The sequence below is a fragment of the Chungangia koreensis genome (genome assembly GCF_042651785.1).
Taxonomy (GTDB): domain Bacteria; phylum Bacillota; class Bacilli; order Bacillales_A; family Planococcaceae; genus Chungangia; species Chungangia koreensis.
Map to the genome: position 1 here is coordinate 296883 of NZ_JBHSEC010000020.1, position 13457 is coordinate 310339.

Annotated in this window: 10 protein-coding genes, 25 tRNA genes and 2 rRNA genes; 6 read left to right on the top strand and 31 right to left on the bottom strand. The window is 41.3% G+C overall.

The genetic code is table 11. The features are described 5' to 3' along the window. The first annotated feature begins 151 nt into the window (after nucleotides 1-151). The 3 genes from ACFOZY_RS14480 (at nucleotide 152) to ACFOZY_RS14490 (ending at nucleotide 3245) form a co-directional block, all read left to right on the top strand. On the top strand, nucleotides 152-1579 hold the full coding sequence (locus ACFOZY_RS14480; protein WP_378156775.1) for an FAD-binding oxidoreductase: 1428 nt from the start codon (nucleotides 152-154) through the stop codon (nucleotides 1577-1579). Then, nucleotides 1576-2112, top strand: a complete 537-nt coding sequence (locus ACFOZY_RS14485) for an MFS transporter (protein ID WP_378156778.1) — start codon at nucleotides 1576-1578, stop codon at nucleotides 2110-2112. The genes ACFOZY_RS14480 and ACFOZY_RS14485 overlap by 4 nt, the downstream gene beginning before the upstream one ends. Before the next feature lie 281 nt (nucleotides 2113-2393). After that, nucleotides 2394-3245 carry a cation diffusion facilitator family transporter gene (locus tag ACFOZY_RS14490; RefSeq protein WP_378156780.1) on the top strand — a complete coding sequence of 284 codons (852 nt, stop codon included), beginning with the start codon at nucleotides 2394-2396 and terminating at the stop codon, nucleotides 3243-3245. Nucleotides 3246-3434: 189 nt separating this feature from the next. Here ACFOZY_RS14490 and ACFOZY_RS14495 read toward each other — a convergent pair. From ACFOZY_RS14495 to ACFOZY_RS14515, 5 genes are all read right to left on the bottom strand, one after another. Next, nucleotides 3435-3516: transfer RNA gene (locus tag ACFOZY_RS14495), tRNA-Leu, on the bottom strand. A 136-nt stretch (nucleotides 3517-3652) separates the two neighbouring features. After that, nucleotides 3653-3775: a hypothetical protein gene (locus tag ACFOZY_RS14500; RefSeq protein ID WP_378156782.1), complete on the bottom strand. Its 123-nt coding sequence runs from the start codon at nucleotides 3773-3775 to the stop codon at nucleotides 3653-3655. 94 nt (nucleotides 3776-3869) lie between these two features. Further along, entirely contained in the window at nucleotides 3870-4925 is a 1056-nt protein-coding gene (locus ACFOZY_RS14505; protein ID WP_378156784.1) for an LLM class flavin-dependent oxidoreductase, read from the bottom strand. A gap of 139 nt (nucleotides 4926-5064) precedes the next feature. Next, nucleotides 5065-5457 carry a hypothetical protein gene (locus ACFOZY_RS14510; protein WP_378156786.1) on the bottom strand — a complete coding sequence of 131 codons (393 nt, stop codon included), beginning with the start codon at nucleotides 5455-5457 and terminating at the stop codon, nucleotides 5065-5067. 64 nt (nucleotides 5458-5521) lie between these two features. After that, nucleotides 5522-6475 (bottom strand): LysR family transcriptional regulator, encoded by a 954-nt coding sequence (locus ACFOZY_RS14515; RefSeq protein ID WP_378156788.1) that lies wholly within the window; start codon nucleotides 6473-6475, stop codon nucleotides 5522-5524. 169 nt (nucleotides 6476-6644) lie between these two features. Between ACFOZY_RS14515 and ACFOZY_RS14520 the strand changes: the two genes are divergently transcribed. From ACFOZY_RS14520 to ACFOZY_RS14530, 3 genes are all read left to right on the top strand, one after another. Next, entirely contained in the window at nucleotides 6645-7859 is a 1215-nt protein-coding gene (locus ACFOZY_RS14520) for a pyridoxal phosphate-dependent aminotransferase (RefSeq protein WP_378156790.1), read from the top strand. Between the two features lie 159 nt (nucleotides 7860-8018). Beyond that, nucleotides 8019-9284 carry a dicarboxylate/amino acid:cation symporter gene (locus tag ACFOZY_RS14525; RefSeq protein WP_378156792.1) on the top strand — a complete coding sequence of 422 codons (1266 nt, stop codon included), beginning with the start codon at nucleotides 8019-8021 and terminating at the stop codon, nucleotides 9282-9284. Nucleotides 9285-9322: 38 nt separating this feature from the next. Further along, a complete protein-coding gene (locus tag ACFOZY_RS14530; RefSeq protein WP_378156794.1) occupies nucleotides 9323-10627 on the top strand; it encodes an aminotransferase class V-fold PLP-dependent enzyme in 1305 nt (434 codons plus the stop codon). Between the two features lie 137 nt (nucleotides 10628-10764). Here the strand turns inward: ACFOZY_RS14530 and ACFOZY_RS14535 are convergent. The 26 genes from ACFOZY_RS14535 to ACFOZY_RS14660 all read right to left on the bottom strand — a co-directional run. Beyond that, a tRNA-Leu gene (locus ACFOZY_RS14535) sits at nucleotides 10765-10846 on the bottom strand. A gap of 36 nt (nucleotides 10847-10882) precedes the next feature. Beyond that, a tRNA-Cys gene (locus ACFOZY_RS14540) sits at nucleotides 10883-10956 on the bottom strand. A gap of 9 nt (nucleotides 10957-10965) precedes the next feature. Continuing rightward, nucleotides 10966-11040, bottom strand: a tRNA-Gly gene (locus tag ACFOZY_RS14545). A 5-nt stretch (nucleotides 11041-11045) separates the two neighbouring features. Beyond that, nucleotides 11046-11117: transfer RNA gene (locus tag ACFOZY_RS14550), tRNA-Gln, on the bottom strand. An 8-nt stretch (nucleotides 11118-11125) separates the two neighbouring features. Continuing rightward, nucleotides 11126-11201 (bottom strand) — tRNA-His (locus ACFOZY_RS14555). Nucleotides 11202-11243: 42 nt separating this feature from the next. Then, nucleotides 11244-11319 (bottom strand) — tRNA-His (locus ACFOZY_RS14560). Nucleotides 11320-11344: 25 nt separating this feature from the next. After that, a tRNA-Trp gene (locus ACFOZY_RS14565) sits at nucleotides 11345-11418 on the bottom strand. A gap of 6 nt (nucleotides 11419-11424) precedes the next feature. Next, nucleotides 11425-11508 (bottom strand) — tRNA-Tyr (locus ACFOZY_RS14570). Nucleotides 11509-11515: 7 nt separating this feature from the next. Further along, nucleotides 11516-11591, bottom strand: a tRNA-Thr gene (locus ACFOZY_RS14575). Nucleotides 11592-11603: 12 nt separating this feature from the next. Beyond that, a tRNA-Phe gene (locus tag ACFOZY_RS14580) sits at nucleotides 11604-11679 on the bottom strand. 53 nt (nucleotides 11680-11732) lie between these two features. Beyond that, nucleotides 11733-11808, bottom strand: a tRNA-Asp gene (locus ACFOZY_RS14585). 3 nt (nucleotides 11809-11811) lie between these two features. After that, a tRNA-Met gene (locus ACFOZY_RS14590) sits at nucleotides 11812-11888 on the bottom strand. 78 nt (nucleotides 11889-11966) lie between these two features. Continuing rightward, nucleotides 11967-12057: transfer RNA gene (locus tag ACFOZY_RS14595), tRNA-Ser, on the bottom strand. A gap of 17 nt (nucleotides 12058-12074) precedes the next feature. Beyond that, nucleotides 12075-12151 (bottom strand) — tRNA-Ile (locus tag ACFOZY_RS14600). Nucleotides 12152-12157: 6 nt separating this feature from the next. Continuing rightward, a tRNA-Met gene (locus ACFOZY_RS14605) sits at nucleotides 12158-12231 on the bottom strand. Nucleotides 12232-12249: 18 nt separating this feature from the next. Then, nucleotides 12250-12325 (bottom strand) — tRNA-Ala (locus ACFOZY_RS14610). Between the two features lie 16 nt (nucleotides 12326-12341). After that, nucleotides 12342-12418: transfer RNA gene (locus tag ACFOZY_RS14615), tRNA-Pro, on the bottom strand. Between the two features lie 15 nt (nucleotides 12419-12433). Then, a tRNA-Arg gene (locus tag ACFOZY_RS14620) sits at nucleotides 12434-12510 on the bottom strand. 19 nt (nucleotides 12511-12529) lie between these two features. Beyond that, nucleotides 12530-12618 (bottom strand) — tRNA-Leu (locus ACFOZY_RS14625). A 13-nt stretch (nucleotides 12619-12631) separates the two neighbouring features. Continuing rightward, nucleotides 12632-12706 (bottom strand) — tRNA-Gly (locus tag ACFOZY_RS14630). A 7-nt stretch (nucleotides 12707-12713) separates the two neighbouring features. Next, nucleotides 12714-12795 (bottom strand) — tRNA-Leu (locus ACFOZY_RS14635). Between the two features lie 13 nt (nucleotides 12796-12808). Continuing rightward, nucleotides 12809-12884: transfer RNA gene (locus tag ACFOZY_RS14640), tRNA-Lys, on the bottom strand. A 7-nt stretch (nucleotides 12885-12891) separates the two neighbouring features. Beyond that, nucleotides 12892-12967 (bottom strand) — tRNA-Thr (locus ACFOZY_RS14645). Between the two features lie 17 nt (nucleotides 12968-12984). Continuing rightward, nucleotides 12985-13060 (bottom strand) — tRNA-Val (locus tag ACFOZY_RS14650). A 48-nt stretch (nucleotides 13061-13108) separates the two neighbouring features. Further along, a 5S ribosomal RNA gene (gene rrf / locus ACFOZY_RS14655) occupies nucleotides 13109-13224 on the bottom strand. Between the two features lie 149 nt (nucleotides 13225-13373). Beyond that, nucleotides 13374-13457, bottom strand: a 23S ribosomal RNA gene (locus ACFOZY_RS14660); the annotation flags it as partial.

The window sequence follows — 13457 nt, forward strand, 5'->3', positions numbered from 1 at the left end:
ATGCCTTCTTTTCCTGTTAGTCGAATAATCAATCCTCTTCAACACTTATGTTGAGGGGGATTTTCTTTTACATACAATTAGGAAACGGAGGTCATTGTAGGAAGATTCTTTTAAAGTTATACTTTATATACCAAATTTAAGGAGATTTATAGTGAGAAAAAGTATACTACTCATTTGCCTACTGTATGGAGCAGGATTACTATTTTCCCTTTGGCTCTTTAGTCATAAGCCGGTCATCTTGGAAGATGCCGGTCAATTGCTGCCTACTAAGATTAAACAGGTTCATCGTGCTACAAGTGAAGAGAAAATGCAAAACTGGCTGAAAAACGCAATCGATCAAGATGAAAAGATTTCCGTCGCTGGGATGCAGCATAGCCAGGGTGGCCATACATACTATCCGAATGCCACAGTGGTCGATATGAAGAATTATGATAGAATCCTTGAATATGATCCTAATGAAAAAACGATTACCGTTCAAAGCGGAGCTACCTGGGAGGATATCCAGGAGAAGATTAACCCCGATCACCTCTCGGTTCGTGTCATGCAGTCACAAAATATATTTACTATCGGTGGATCGATCAGTGTGAATGCCCATGGAAGAGATATTCGCTATGGTTCTCTTATTAAAAGCATAGAATCGTTCAGGCTTCTCACTCCTGAAGCAAAGATTATCAATGTCAGTCGAACTGAAAATAGTGAGCTATTCCCTTTAGTTATTGGTGGATATGGTCTATTCGGTATTATTCTCGATGTTACCTTGCATCTGACAGATGATGAACTTTATCAAATCCGTTCAAAATCAATCGATTACGAAGATTATCCGAATTATTTCAAGAATGAAGTTCAACAAAATGATGATATTCGAATGCATATTGCGAGAATATCCGTAGCTCCAGATACCTTACTTCGAAATATGTATGTGACAGATTATGAATTTGTAGAGAACCAAGATCTCTTAGGGAATTATACAAAGTTAAAAAGAGAAAAACTTGTTGCACCTCAAAAATTTATGCTCGGGCTTTCACGCTATAGCGACTCTAAAAAGAACCTGCTTTGGGAATTACAAGAAAAATTATATGTCGGACAAGATGGCAACTACATTACACGTAACAATGCCATGCGTGGAGCCAGTAAATTTATGGAGTATGAAAACCCGAACAAAACAGAAATCTTGCAAGAGTATTTTGTTCCAGTTGATGGATTTACTAACTATATCGATGATTTACGAGGAGTACTTGAAGAAGAGGAGCTAAATCTACTGAATATCACAGTCCGTTATGTCAATGAGGACGAAGAAGCAGTAATGTCTTATGCTAAAGAAGATATGTTTGCTCTTGTCTTGTTAATTAATCAAGGAAAAAGTAAAAGTGAAATTGAAAAAACGGGAAATGTGATCCAGAAAATGATCGATGTTACCTTAAAGCATGATGGTTCGTATTACTTGCCCTATTATCCTTACCCTACGCAGGAACAAATGGACGAGGCCTATCCTCGAAACAGTGAGTTTTTCCAGCTGAAGAAACACTTCGATCCAAATGAAGTTTTTATGAACCTTTTTTATAAGGAGTACAGCCAATGAATTTCCGTCAGTTTCTCATCAGCCAAAGCATCATATTCACAGCAAGTAGTCTGGTCTTTCCGTTTTATTTATTGTTCATTAAAAATGTTGGGGATAGCTATTCTCAATTTGGGTGGGCCTATGGGTTGTTTACCTTAACCGCTGCCCTTTCCTATCCGGTCATCGGTCGTCTTGGAGATCGGTTTGGTGATAAGAATATGCTGCTTATTTATACATTAGGCATGGCAGCTATCATGTTGGTAATCCCGCTTCTCTATCTTGTGTGGCAAGTGTATATAATACAGATCATCATGGGGATCCTGGGTGCGATTCAAAAAAATACAGAAAAAGCATTCTTAGCTCGTACTAATGAGCCTGACACTGCTGGTAAGCAGATTGGAAACTACCATCTGCACATTTCACTTTGGAGTGCGTTCGGCATTATTCTAACAGGCTACTTAATTGATTTCTTAACAGTTGCAAGTCTATTCTATTTGATTTCATTTGTTTATATCATCGCATCTATTATTCTTCTTAAAAGGGAAAAAGCATAACTTAAAGACCGTCTGTTTGTAAGCTAAGTAATTGTTCCATAGAGAATAATGTATAGGCGGTGAGGAAGTTACCCGATTAAATAATCGAAAGCACAGGAGGCCACTACCTCCTTTTTCTTTTTTAAAAACATGGTATCGGATTTTTTAATTTCTGAGGCAGTGTTTAAAGTGACGATGATATTCATTCTCAATTAGATAATTAAATTATCAATTGGATTGACAAGGCAATCCATTAGAATTAAAATTAAATTATAATGATTATAATTTAGGGAGTGAATCACTTGCCGGAAGATACATTAAAATACAAAAAGAATAAGACTCTTTTCATCTGGGCGGCTTCTTTAACTCTGTTCTTTGCTTTCATTGAAATCCTTTATGGATTTATATCCGGCTCCTTAATGATGATGGGCGACGGCGTTCATATGGGCTCGGATGCCATATCGTTGATCCTCTCTCTAATCGCTACCATTATGGCTACTAAAGCAGCAACCAAAAACAAGACATTCGGCTTCAAAAGATTCGAACCCATCGCTGCATTTATCAATGGATTAACTTTATTGATCATTCCGATCTTTATCATTACGGAAGCGATCAGCCGGATGGTGAATCCAATAGAGATCTTCCCCAACCAAATGTTAGTCGTCGGTACAATCGGGTTGGTCATAAACGGGATTGTCGGATACATTCTTTCTAAGGCAAATTCAAACTTGAATGTTAAAAGTGCGATGCTTCACGTTTTAGCTGACTTATTCACAAGTGTGAGTGTTGTCATTGCCGCTTTGGGAATTAAATATTTTGGACTGACTTGGTTAGATCCTATTGGGAGTATCATTACTTCAATCATCATTATTGTTGGTGGACTAAAGATTACGAAGGAAGCATTCAATATATTGATGGAAGGTACACCTAACGGTTATTCCGTAACTACTATTGAACAGGTAGTCAAAGACGTCGAAAACAATCTAACCGTTAAAGATATTAAAGTTTGGTGTACGAACGAATCCGAAGTCTTCACAATGATTCAAGTGATTTCAGCAATGGAAAATGATAGTAATCTGCAACAAACGATTAGAGAAAAAATCTCAGACACCATTAACATCCCATTAAAAAACATTTACGTGAACGTAAATTAATCGCCATTACGGATTAGTAAATTCCCCTCGGCACATGTGTTGAGGGGAACAATTCACACATATACAAACCAAAGATGATTTAGAAATAGTCGAGTACTATGTGCATGGATCTATATAACCTGTATTACTAAAAACACCTGCAAACGTTAATTTCAACGTTTGCAGGTGTTTCATAGTTTCAATAAGATATACCGGTGGTCGGGGTCGAACCGACACTCCTCTCGGAACACGATTTTGAGTCGTGCGCGTCTGCCAATTCCGCCACACCGGCAAATGAGTGTTAGGCTTCGGAAAAGCCATAAATTATTATGCTATGAAATCATTCTTCAGTCAAGGGTAATTTTCAGACGCGTCATGATTGTTTTGAGGATTTAAAAACACCAACCATATAATCGGTCGGTGGTTCCTTATCCCGCATTTTGTTGTAATTCCAAATAGATTTTTCGTGCCGCCTCTTCAGCTTTTTCAGGGCATTTTTCGTAAACTGTGATTAGTTTATTTTCAATTATGAAATTCCATTGTTTTGTCATGTTTTTGTTCTCCTCTCTCTATGGTGTACTTTCTATTTACCCATCTTTCATTTCACATAAACAAAAGACCCTTCGATTGAAGGGTCTCCGTCACTTATTCTCCTACTTCTTTTTCCCACTCTGCGACCCGTTGCCGGACAAGGGGTGCTACTTCTTTCCCCAGTAATTCGATTGCCTTCATGACGTCTTCATGAGGCATGGAACCGACCGGTACGTGAAGCATGAATCGCGTAACTCCTACATTTTGTCGGAGGAAGACAATTTTCTCAGCAACTGTTTCAACATCTCCAACATAGAGGGCACCTTCAAGACTGCGCGCTTGGTCAAATGTTGCTCTTGTGTATGGACCCCATCCTCTTTCTCTGCCTAATACATTCATCGCTTGTTGAGTAGGCGGGAAGAACTTCTCAACTGCAATGTCGGTCGTCTCCGCGACAAATCCATGTGAATGGGATGCGACTGTCAACTTGGATGGATCGTGCCCAGCCTGCTTTGCAGCTCGGTAGTAAAGATCTACATGTGGTGCAAACTGAAGAGGACTACCGCCAATAATGGCTAAAACCAATGGGAGACCCAATAATCCTGCACGGGCGACGGATTCCGGTGTACCCCCACTGGCAATCCAAACCGGAAGTGGATCTTGGACCGGTCGTGGATAGACCCCTCTGTTATTAATAGAAGGTCGATGTTCACCCTCCCACGTCACCATTTCGGATTCCCTAACCTTTAACAGTAAATCCAACTTCTCTTCATATAGCTCGTTATAATCTTTAAGGTCTTGTCCAAATAGAGGAAATGACTCGATGAATGAACCTCGCCCAGCCATGATTTCTGCACGTCCATTTGAAATCGCATCAAGAGTGGAAAACTGTTGGAACACCCGCACAGGATCGTCGGACGATAAGACAGTAACCGCGCTTGTCAATCGGATCCGCTTCGTCCTGGAGGCTGCTGCAGCTAAAATAATTGCTGGCGCAGATGCCGCGTAATCTTTTCGATGGTGTTCCCCTACTCCGAACACATCCAAACCAACATCATCTGCCAATACTATTTCTTCGATTACATTGCGAATCCGTTCATCATGACTTAGTACATTTCCCGTATTAACCTCGGGTGTCGTTTCTACGAATGTTGTAATTCCTATTTCCATATACCAAAACCGCCTTTTCATTTATCTCAATCCATATTTAAATTGTACCTTACATAGTTTAATGAAGTACAAACATCCTAACTTACCTTCAATTATTAAAAGCTCCTGAGATTCACCCAAGGAGCTTTGTGATCATCGTTTAATTTACCTTTCTCACCGGTTGGCTTTCGAATAAGCCTTTAAAGGATTCCCGGTAGCACCAAGCTAAAAATACTTCCAAGAGCGCAACCACAATTGCCAATAGCAACAATTCCGAGTCAACAAATACATGAAAAGCAAAAATGTTAACGACCAGACTTGCTAAAACGACTAAAGCTAAAGGAACAAAACGCCCGATGATTAAGAATAAGCCTGCTACGATTTCTATCCCTTTTTCTAAAGCAAGTAAATAGCCGCTCCCTAAAAAGTCCATTGCCGCTGGACTAGTAGGAACAAATGGTTCAAATCCAAATAAAACAGCGTACCCGTTCAATCCAGCACCTAAAAAGATTGCACCTAACAATACTTCAGCAACTCGTATTATGATTTTCACAGTTCCTCCCCCCATACGATCATCTTTTTCATACCTATGATGAAAGTTGAACGTGTTAGTACCCTCAAATACCAAAAGGCTTATTTTCATTCAAAAATCCAATGAAGTCAGTAGCCACTTTCGAAAGAGGTGCTGATTTTCTATAGTACAACATGATCTTTCGAACAGAATGTTCATCATCAATTTTGTAAAAGAACAGTTTGTCTGTTTGTTCCAAGTAACGTGTGATTCCGGCACGAACAAACGAAATTCCTTTACCACTATTGGATAAATAGTAAGAGGTCAGTAATTGGTCAAGATACATTGACACCTTGGGAGTAAAGCCTGCTCTTCTACACATTTTCAGGCCTCTTGAATAAAGATCGTTCCCCTTTTTTAATAAGAGAAAGTTTTCATTTTCAAATTCCTTCAGGCTCACTTTCGGAAATAGTTCGTTTAAGTATTTCCCACTTCCTATTTCATCAAAAGACAGCCGGTAATTTTTCAGTTTATCGTTTACATCGTACGAGCTGGGAACTGCTAAAAGAATTTGTTCTTCCGCCCAAACGAATGAATCAAACGATTTTGGATCCCTTTTTTCAACATCAATAATGACATCAAAAACACCCGATCTTAGACACTTAATCAAATCATCCGCATTAGCCTCCATGAGGTTTACCGTATAATCCGGATATTCTCTTTTAAATTCCTGTACGATTGCAGGTAAAGTATACGCACAAAAAAAGGAAGAGCCACCTACATTAATAACCTTTCGATTATTGTCCTCAAAACTTTTGAAATATGTTTTCATTTCATTTTCTATTTCCATGATCTTCTCAATACACTCAATGTAATACTCACCCGCTGGTGTTAATCGGACCGGATTGCTGCTTCGATCAAAGATCGGAAGTCCAACTTTTTCTTCTACTTTTTTAATTGCCGAACTCAAGGCAGGCTGTGAAATATATAACTCCTCTGCTGCTTTGGAAAAGCTCTTATGTAGATAAACCGAATAAACGTACCCCATATTTTTAAGCATGATTTTCCCCTTAAAAGTCTAAAAGACCATCATCTATATAAATAAAACTATATACATTTATACACTTTTTGATATTGGTTTAAGTGACCGAAATTACTTAATATTATAACTACTGAAGCTAAAGATGCAAAGCATGCATTGCCATTATTAAAAGAAAGAGAGGAATAAAATGAGATTAATAGAAGAGAAATTCATAAAACTTGGAGCTGACAATGCCCCAGGACAAGAAGTTCGTCAAAACATTACAGCAATTCATCTGCGTGGTGAAAAAATCAATGGGATACCTGTCGACTTTTCACACGGTGATGTAGATGCTTTTGAACCGATTCCAGGTTCATTAGAGCATTTCATTGACGGATATCATATTGGAGGCAAGCAAGCCTATACAGAATACCGCGGGAGTAAAAACATCCGTCAAGACGTAGCACAGAAGCTTTCCAAGTTTACTGGTTCCGTTATTGATGAAAATCAAAATCTAATCATAACACCTGGTACACAAGGGGCACTCTTCCTGGCAATGGGCTCTATCATTGCAAGAGGAGATAAAGTTTCCATTGTTGAACCCGACTACTTTGCCAATCGAAAACTTGTTGAATTTTTCGACGGTGAAATCGTACCGATTAAAATGGACTACTTAAATACGAAGACATCTTCCGGTTTAGACTTAACTCAACTAGAAGAAGCATTTAAAAATGGAGTAAAGTTATTTTTATTCTCAAACCCCAATAACCCGACTGGTGTCATCTATTCTAAAGAGGAAATTCGCCAGATCGCAGAGCTTGCACAGAATTATGGCGCACAGGTCATTGTAGATGAGCTATACTCACGCCAAATTTTTGACGGACGCTCATACACTCACCTATGTGGAGAAAATATGATGGACCCTGAAAACTTAATTACGATCATCGGTCCTTCAAAAACTGAGTCGCTGAGCGGATACCGTTTAGGAGTGGCATTTGGCTCCTCTCAAATTATTGACCGTATGGAAAAGCTGCAGGCGATTGTATCACTTCGTGCAAGCGGCTATAGCCAAGCCGTATTAGCTTCTTGGTTTTCTGAACCCGAAGGTTGGATGAGTCAAAGAATTCAGGCCCATCAAGCCATTCGCGATGATTTACTTGGAAAGTTCAATTCTGCTGAAGGGTTTACCGTAAGGGCTACGGAGGGAGGTAGTTATATCTTCCCTAAAGTTCCCGAATTAGATGTAACCATTGGAGAGTTCACGAAGATCCTTCGACTTCAAGCAGATGTTACGGTAACGCCAGGAACGGAATTCGGTCCACAATTTACCGATAGTTTTCGTATTAACTTCTCACAGAATCATGCAGCAGCGATTGATGCAATCGACCGCATAATTAAGGTGGTGGATTTGTACCGGAAATGAGCTTAGGAACAAAGGAAGGATCAGGCGACTATTAGATGTGGCTCCATACAATTTAGGGGCCTCCTTTTCTCAAAAAAAGAGATAGTCATTTAACAACTAAAGGTAAGCGCTTACAAATTATTTTTTATATTTATCAATTATAGTCAAGGGGGATTCATCATGAAATGGTGGGTAACAAGAAAATTATATGTCCAAATAGCAATAGCTGCAGTAATAGGAGTTGCGATAGGTTTAATTTTTGGACCTAATGCTTCCGTATTAAAACCGGTTGGAGACATTTTTATACGGCTTCTACAGTTTCTTGTAGTGCCTTTAACCTTCTTATGCTTAATTGCCGGTATTACTAAAATGGAAGACATGCGTTCATTTAGATCAGTTGGAGGAAAAATAGGTCTTTATTTCATCGGTACTAGTCTTTTAGCCAGTCTAATAGGAGTCATAGTGGCATTGATACTTGGCCCGGGGAAAGGCACAATGGGGTTATTAGAATCAGCTGAACAAGCGGAGGCAGTAGAATTCAGCTTCATAAATCAATTTGTTGGATGGTTTCCAACCAACATAGTACAGGCGATGTCAGAAACAAATATGCTTCAAATAATTATAGCGTCCATCATCATTGGAATTGGCTTACTTTCCTTAGGAGAACGTGCAACCGGTTTGAGAAAGTTGGCAAATGAAGGCGCCGATTTAATGATTAAAATTACCGAATTTTTAATGTACCTTTCTCCTTATGGCATTTTAGCCTTAGTTGCGAATATGATCGGTACATTAGGTACTGACCTGTTAGCAGAGGTTGGAGTATTTATATTATCAGATTATATTTCTTTACTGGTCGTTCTGTTTGTAGTATACCCTCTTATTCTAAAGATCTTTGCCCGTAAAAACCCATTGGTATTTTACAAGAAAATATCGCCGGCTATGTTAGTAGCAGCCAGCACTACTTCTAGTAATGCAACATTACCAGTATCAATGAATGTGGCGAACAAGAACTTGGGAGTACCAGAAAAGATTTATGGTTTTACCCTCCCATTCGGTGCAACAGTAAACATGGATGGGATGGCCGTAGCTCTCGGTCTCATATCAGTGTTTGCCTGTAATTTATACGGCTTACCAATAACATTCACTTCGATTTTTCAATTTGTATTTCTTGGTTTAGCCCTATCGATCGGTGCTGCAGGGGTTAAAGGTGCTGGGGTTGTCATGTCAACCGTATTACTATCCACACTGGGGCTTCCACTCACCCTTATACCAATATTGGCAGCAATCTGGCCGATTATTGATATTGGTCACACAACAACAAACGTAGTTGGGGATTTAACAGGAACTACAGTGGTAGCTTCACAAATGGACATGGTAGATTCGAATGTCTTCAATGAGACTGAGCCTGTGCAGAATGAACCGATCTTAGAAAAAGTCGGGAGTTAACAGTAAGCCTTAATTATAATTAGGAGGCATAAATTCTTATGTACAATGAAAAGACGGGTATCTTTTTTGAAGCAAACTTACAAAAGGAAATTAAAGAAAAGTTCTATTACGTCGATGAAGATTATTTGGGAAACAAAAGACTTTTCTTTGAAAATTCCGGTGGATCACTGAGATTAAAATCTGCTGTTGAGGCGAAAGCCCAGTTTGAAAAAATACCGGATTGCCCTGACAGAAATAATGAAACTTCAAAGATGCTTAAACAGGTAAAAGAAAATGGGATTCGTGATATACTGCAAGTTATTTGTGGCGCAAAATCTGGAGCATTAGTAACTGAATTGACTGCTTCACAAGTAATGTTCCAAATCACTCAAGCTATAATTGAGAATGTACCAGGAACGAATGTGGTTACAACTTCTATCGAACATCCATCAGCTTTTGATTCAGCTAAGTATTACGCTGAAAAAACAGGCAAAGAATTTCGAGTTGCGATGGCCAATCCGAACACTGGAGGAGTAGACACAGAAGAGATTATTCGTCATATCGATGAAAATACATCTCTGTTAAGTGTAATCAGTGCATCAAACATTTCCGGTAACATACTTGATATAGAAGAGATCGTCAGAGAAGCTCGGAAAATCAAACCGGATTTATACATTATTTCGGACGCTGTTCAACATATGCCTCATGGTGTTCTGGATGTTGAGAAATCCCAACTCGATGGAGTGAACTTTGCACCATACAAAGGCTTTGGAGTTCGTGGCTGTGGCTATGGATACATCTCAGACCGAGTCGCAAAACTACCACATCATAAGTTAGAAGCGAAACCTGAAAACGAATGGGAACTTGGCTCATTTACTCACGCTAACTTTGCTGCCATCAGCGCGGTTGTAGACTATGTTTGCTGGATTGGTGAGCAATTCACAGATTCTAAGGATAGACGACAACTATATGTCGTAGGAATGGAGAATATCCATCTTCAAGAACGAGCACTATTGTACCGATTATTAGAAGGGACAAAGGAAGTCCCAGGATTACGTCATATCAACGGAGTTAACGTATTATTGGATTCAGAAGAATTGAAGGATCGAGATCTGATTTCAGCCATCAGCATTGAAGGGATCGGTTATACGGAAGCCGTTGCGGAATATGGGAAACGAGGAGTAACAGTCTTCGAGAGAATAAATACAAGCATATACTCTAAGCGTATCGTTGAATCATTGGGTTTAACAGGCGCCGTTCGTATTTCTCCTTTGCACTGCCATGATGCTAATGATATTGATGAATTCTTAAAGATTACCGCGCAATTAGTTGAAGACATAGCTAAACAAGTTGTGTTCGTTTAAGATGTGTTTAAATAGAAATCCCTAACAAGATGACTCTCTTGTTAGGGATTTCTATAGTTACTTTACTTATTGTAGAAAAAAAGAACTTCAACATATACGTTGAAGTTCTTTAGTCGAAGTATGGTAGCTTCTATTGATACCGGTGGTCGGGGTCGAACCGACACTCCTCACGGAACACGATTTTGAGTCGTGCGCGTCTGCCAATTCCGCCACACCGGCAAGATGTAAATGCTGCAGACAATAACCAATTATTACTGGAGGCGGCAACCGGATTCGAACCGGTGATAAAGGTGTTGCAGACCTGTGCCTTACCACTTGGCTATGCCGCCAAATTATATTGGAGCGGAAGACGGGATTCGAACCCGCGACCCCCACCTTGGCAAGGTGGTGTTCTACCACTGAACTACTTCCGCATCTACTGGGGTAGCTGGATTCGAACCAACGCATGATGGAGTCAAAGTCCATTGCCTTACCGCTTGGCTATACCCCAAAAATTAATGGGGCGGATGAAGGGAATCGAACCCTCGAATGTCGGAACCACAATCCGATGCGTTAACCACTTCGCCACAACCGCCATAATAGAATATGGATAGGGTTTGGATTACGTTAATTAAAATGGGGCGACTGATGGGAATCGAACCCACGAATGCCGGAACCACAATCCGGTGCGTTAACCACTTCGCCACAATCGCCATCATAACAAATTCAGCTGTTTTTTGGCAGGGGCAGTAGGAATCGAACCCACACCGGAGGTTTTGGAGACCTCTGTTCTACCGTTAAACTATGCCCCTAAAAACTGGTGGAGGGGGGCAGATTCGAACTGCCGAACCCGAAGGAGCGGATTTACAGTCCGCCGCGTTTAGCCACTTCGCTACCCCTCCACATATATGGTGCCGGCGAAAGGACTTGAACCCTCAACCTACTGATTACAAGTCAGTTGCTCTACCAATTGAGCTACACCGGCATTAAGGAAAAATGGTGGGTCAGGACGGAATCGAACCGCCGACACTTAGAGCTTCAATCTAATGCTCTACCAACTGAGCTACTGACCCATTTCGATTTACAATAAGCTTCGCTTATCCTAAATCTTATATATAAGAATAAATGGCGGTCCCGACCGGGATCGAACCGGCGATCTCCTGCGTGACAGGCAGGCATGTTAACCGCTACACCACGGGACCATTTGGTTGCGGGGGCAGGATTTGAACCTGCGACCTTCGGGTTATGAGCCCGACGAGCTACCGAACTGCTCCACCCCGCGACAATATTATTGTTTTTCAAGACAAGTTCTATTATATCATAGTTGATAGTGATAAAGGAAGAACTTTTTTAGTAAAAATGGCGGAGGCGGTAGGATTTGAACCCACGCACGGTTTAACCCGCCTGTCGGTTTTCAAGACCGATCCCTTCAGCCACTTGGGTACGCCTCCGTATTATAACACTATTATGGTGGACCTTGCAGGACTCGAACCTGCGACCGGACGGTTATGAGCCGTCTGCTCTAACCAACTGAGCTAAAGGTCCTTAGGATGGCGGCAGAGGGGATCGAACCCCCGACCTTACGGGTATGAACCGTACGCTCTAGCCAGCTGAGCTACGCCGCCAGGTTATTATATTTAAAATGGTGGAGCTTAGCGGGATCGAACCGCTGACCTCCTGCGTGCAAGGCAGGCGCTCTCCCAGCTGAGCTAAAGCCCCATTTTAATTTCATAAGTGGTCGGGAAGACAGGATTCGAACCTGCGACCCCTTGGTCCCAAACCAAGTGCTCTACCAAGCTGAGCTACTTCCCGAAAAACATATGTATATGGCGCGCCCGACAGGAGTCGAACCCATAACCTTCTGATCCGTAGTCAGACGCTCTATCCAATTGAGCTACGGGCGCACATAAATTATATTGGTACTGGTGCCGAGGACCGGAATCGAACCGGTACGGTAGTCACCTACCGCAGGATTTTAAGTCCTGTGCGTCTGCCAGTTCCGCCACCCCGGCTTTATGGCAATGTTGGAGCGGAAGACGGGATTCGAACCCGCGACCCCCACCTTGGCAAGGTGGTGTTCTACCACTGAACTACTTCCGCATTAAGATGCGGGTGAAGGGAGTCGAACCCCCACGCCCGAAGGCGCTAGATCCTAAGTCTAGTGCGTCTGCCAGTTCCGCCACACCCGCATATTAATATAAATGGTGAGCCATGAAGGACTCGAACCTTCGACCCTCTGATTAAAAGTCAGATGCTCTACCGACTGAGCTAATGGCTCACAAGAATGGTGCCGGCGAAAGGACTTGAACCCTCAACCTACTGATTACAAGTCAGTTGCTCTACCAATTGAGCTACACCGGCATGTGTCTTGATGAGAATGGTGGAGGATGACGGGATCGAACCGCCGACCCCCTGCTTGTAAGGCAGGTGCTCTCCCAGCTGAGCTAATCCTCCTATATGTATCCGATGATTATGGTTTGTCCCAGTCATTTGAGATACAGTGCCCAGCGACGTCCTACTCTCGCAGGGGGAATCCCCCAACTACCATCGGCGCTGAAGAGCTTAACTTCCGTGTTCGGTATGGGAACGGGTGTGACCTCTTCGCCATCATCACTGGACTTATATGTTTTGAAAGACAAGATTTATTATATCAATTCTTCGAAGATTTTCAAGCATTATTTCAAAGAAAAATATATTTTTGTTCTTTCAAAACTGGATAAATAAGACATTGAAGCATTTTAAGCAATCCTACCGGATTTTACTTTATTAGGTTAAGTCCTCGATCGATTAGTATTCGTCAGCTCCACACGTCACCGCGCTTCCACCCCGAACCTATCTACCTCATCGTCTT

Excerpts from the sequence above, each read along its gene's own strand:
- ACFOZY_RS14485 (WP_378156778.1), top strand. The coding sequence starts at position 1,576 with ATGAATTTCCGTCAGTTTCTCATCAGCCAAAGCATCATATTCACAGCA.
- ACFOZY_RS14500 (WP_378156782.1), bottom strand. The coding sequence starts at position 3,775 with ATGACAAAACAATGGAATTTCATAATTGAAAATAAACTAATCACAGTT.
- ACFOZY_RS14505 (WP_378156784.1), bottom strand. The coding sequence starts at position 4,925 with ATGGAAATAGGAATTACAACATTCGTAGAAACGACACCCGAGGTTAAT.
- ACFOZY_RS14515 (WP_378156788.1), bottom strand. The coding sequence starts at position 6,475 with ATGCTTAAAAATATGGGGTACGTTTATTCGGTTTATCTACATAAGAGC.
- ACFOZY_RS14520 (WP_378156790.1), top strand. The coding sequence starts at position 6,645 with ATGAGATTAATAGAAGAGAAATTCATAAAACTTGGAGCTGACAATGCC.
- ACFOZY_RS14525 (WP_378156792.1), top strand. The coding sequence starts at position 8,019 with ATGAAATGGTGGGTAACAAGAAAATTATATGTCCAAATAGCAATAGCT.
- ACFOZY_RS14530 (WP_378156794.1), top strand. The coding sequence starts at position 9,323 with ATGTACAATGAAAAGACGGGTATCTTTTTTGAAGCAAACTTACAAAAG.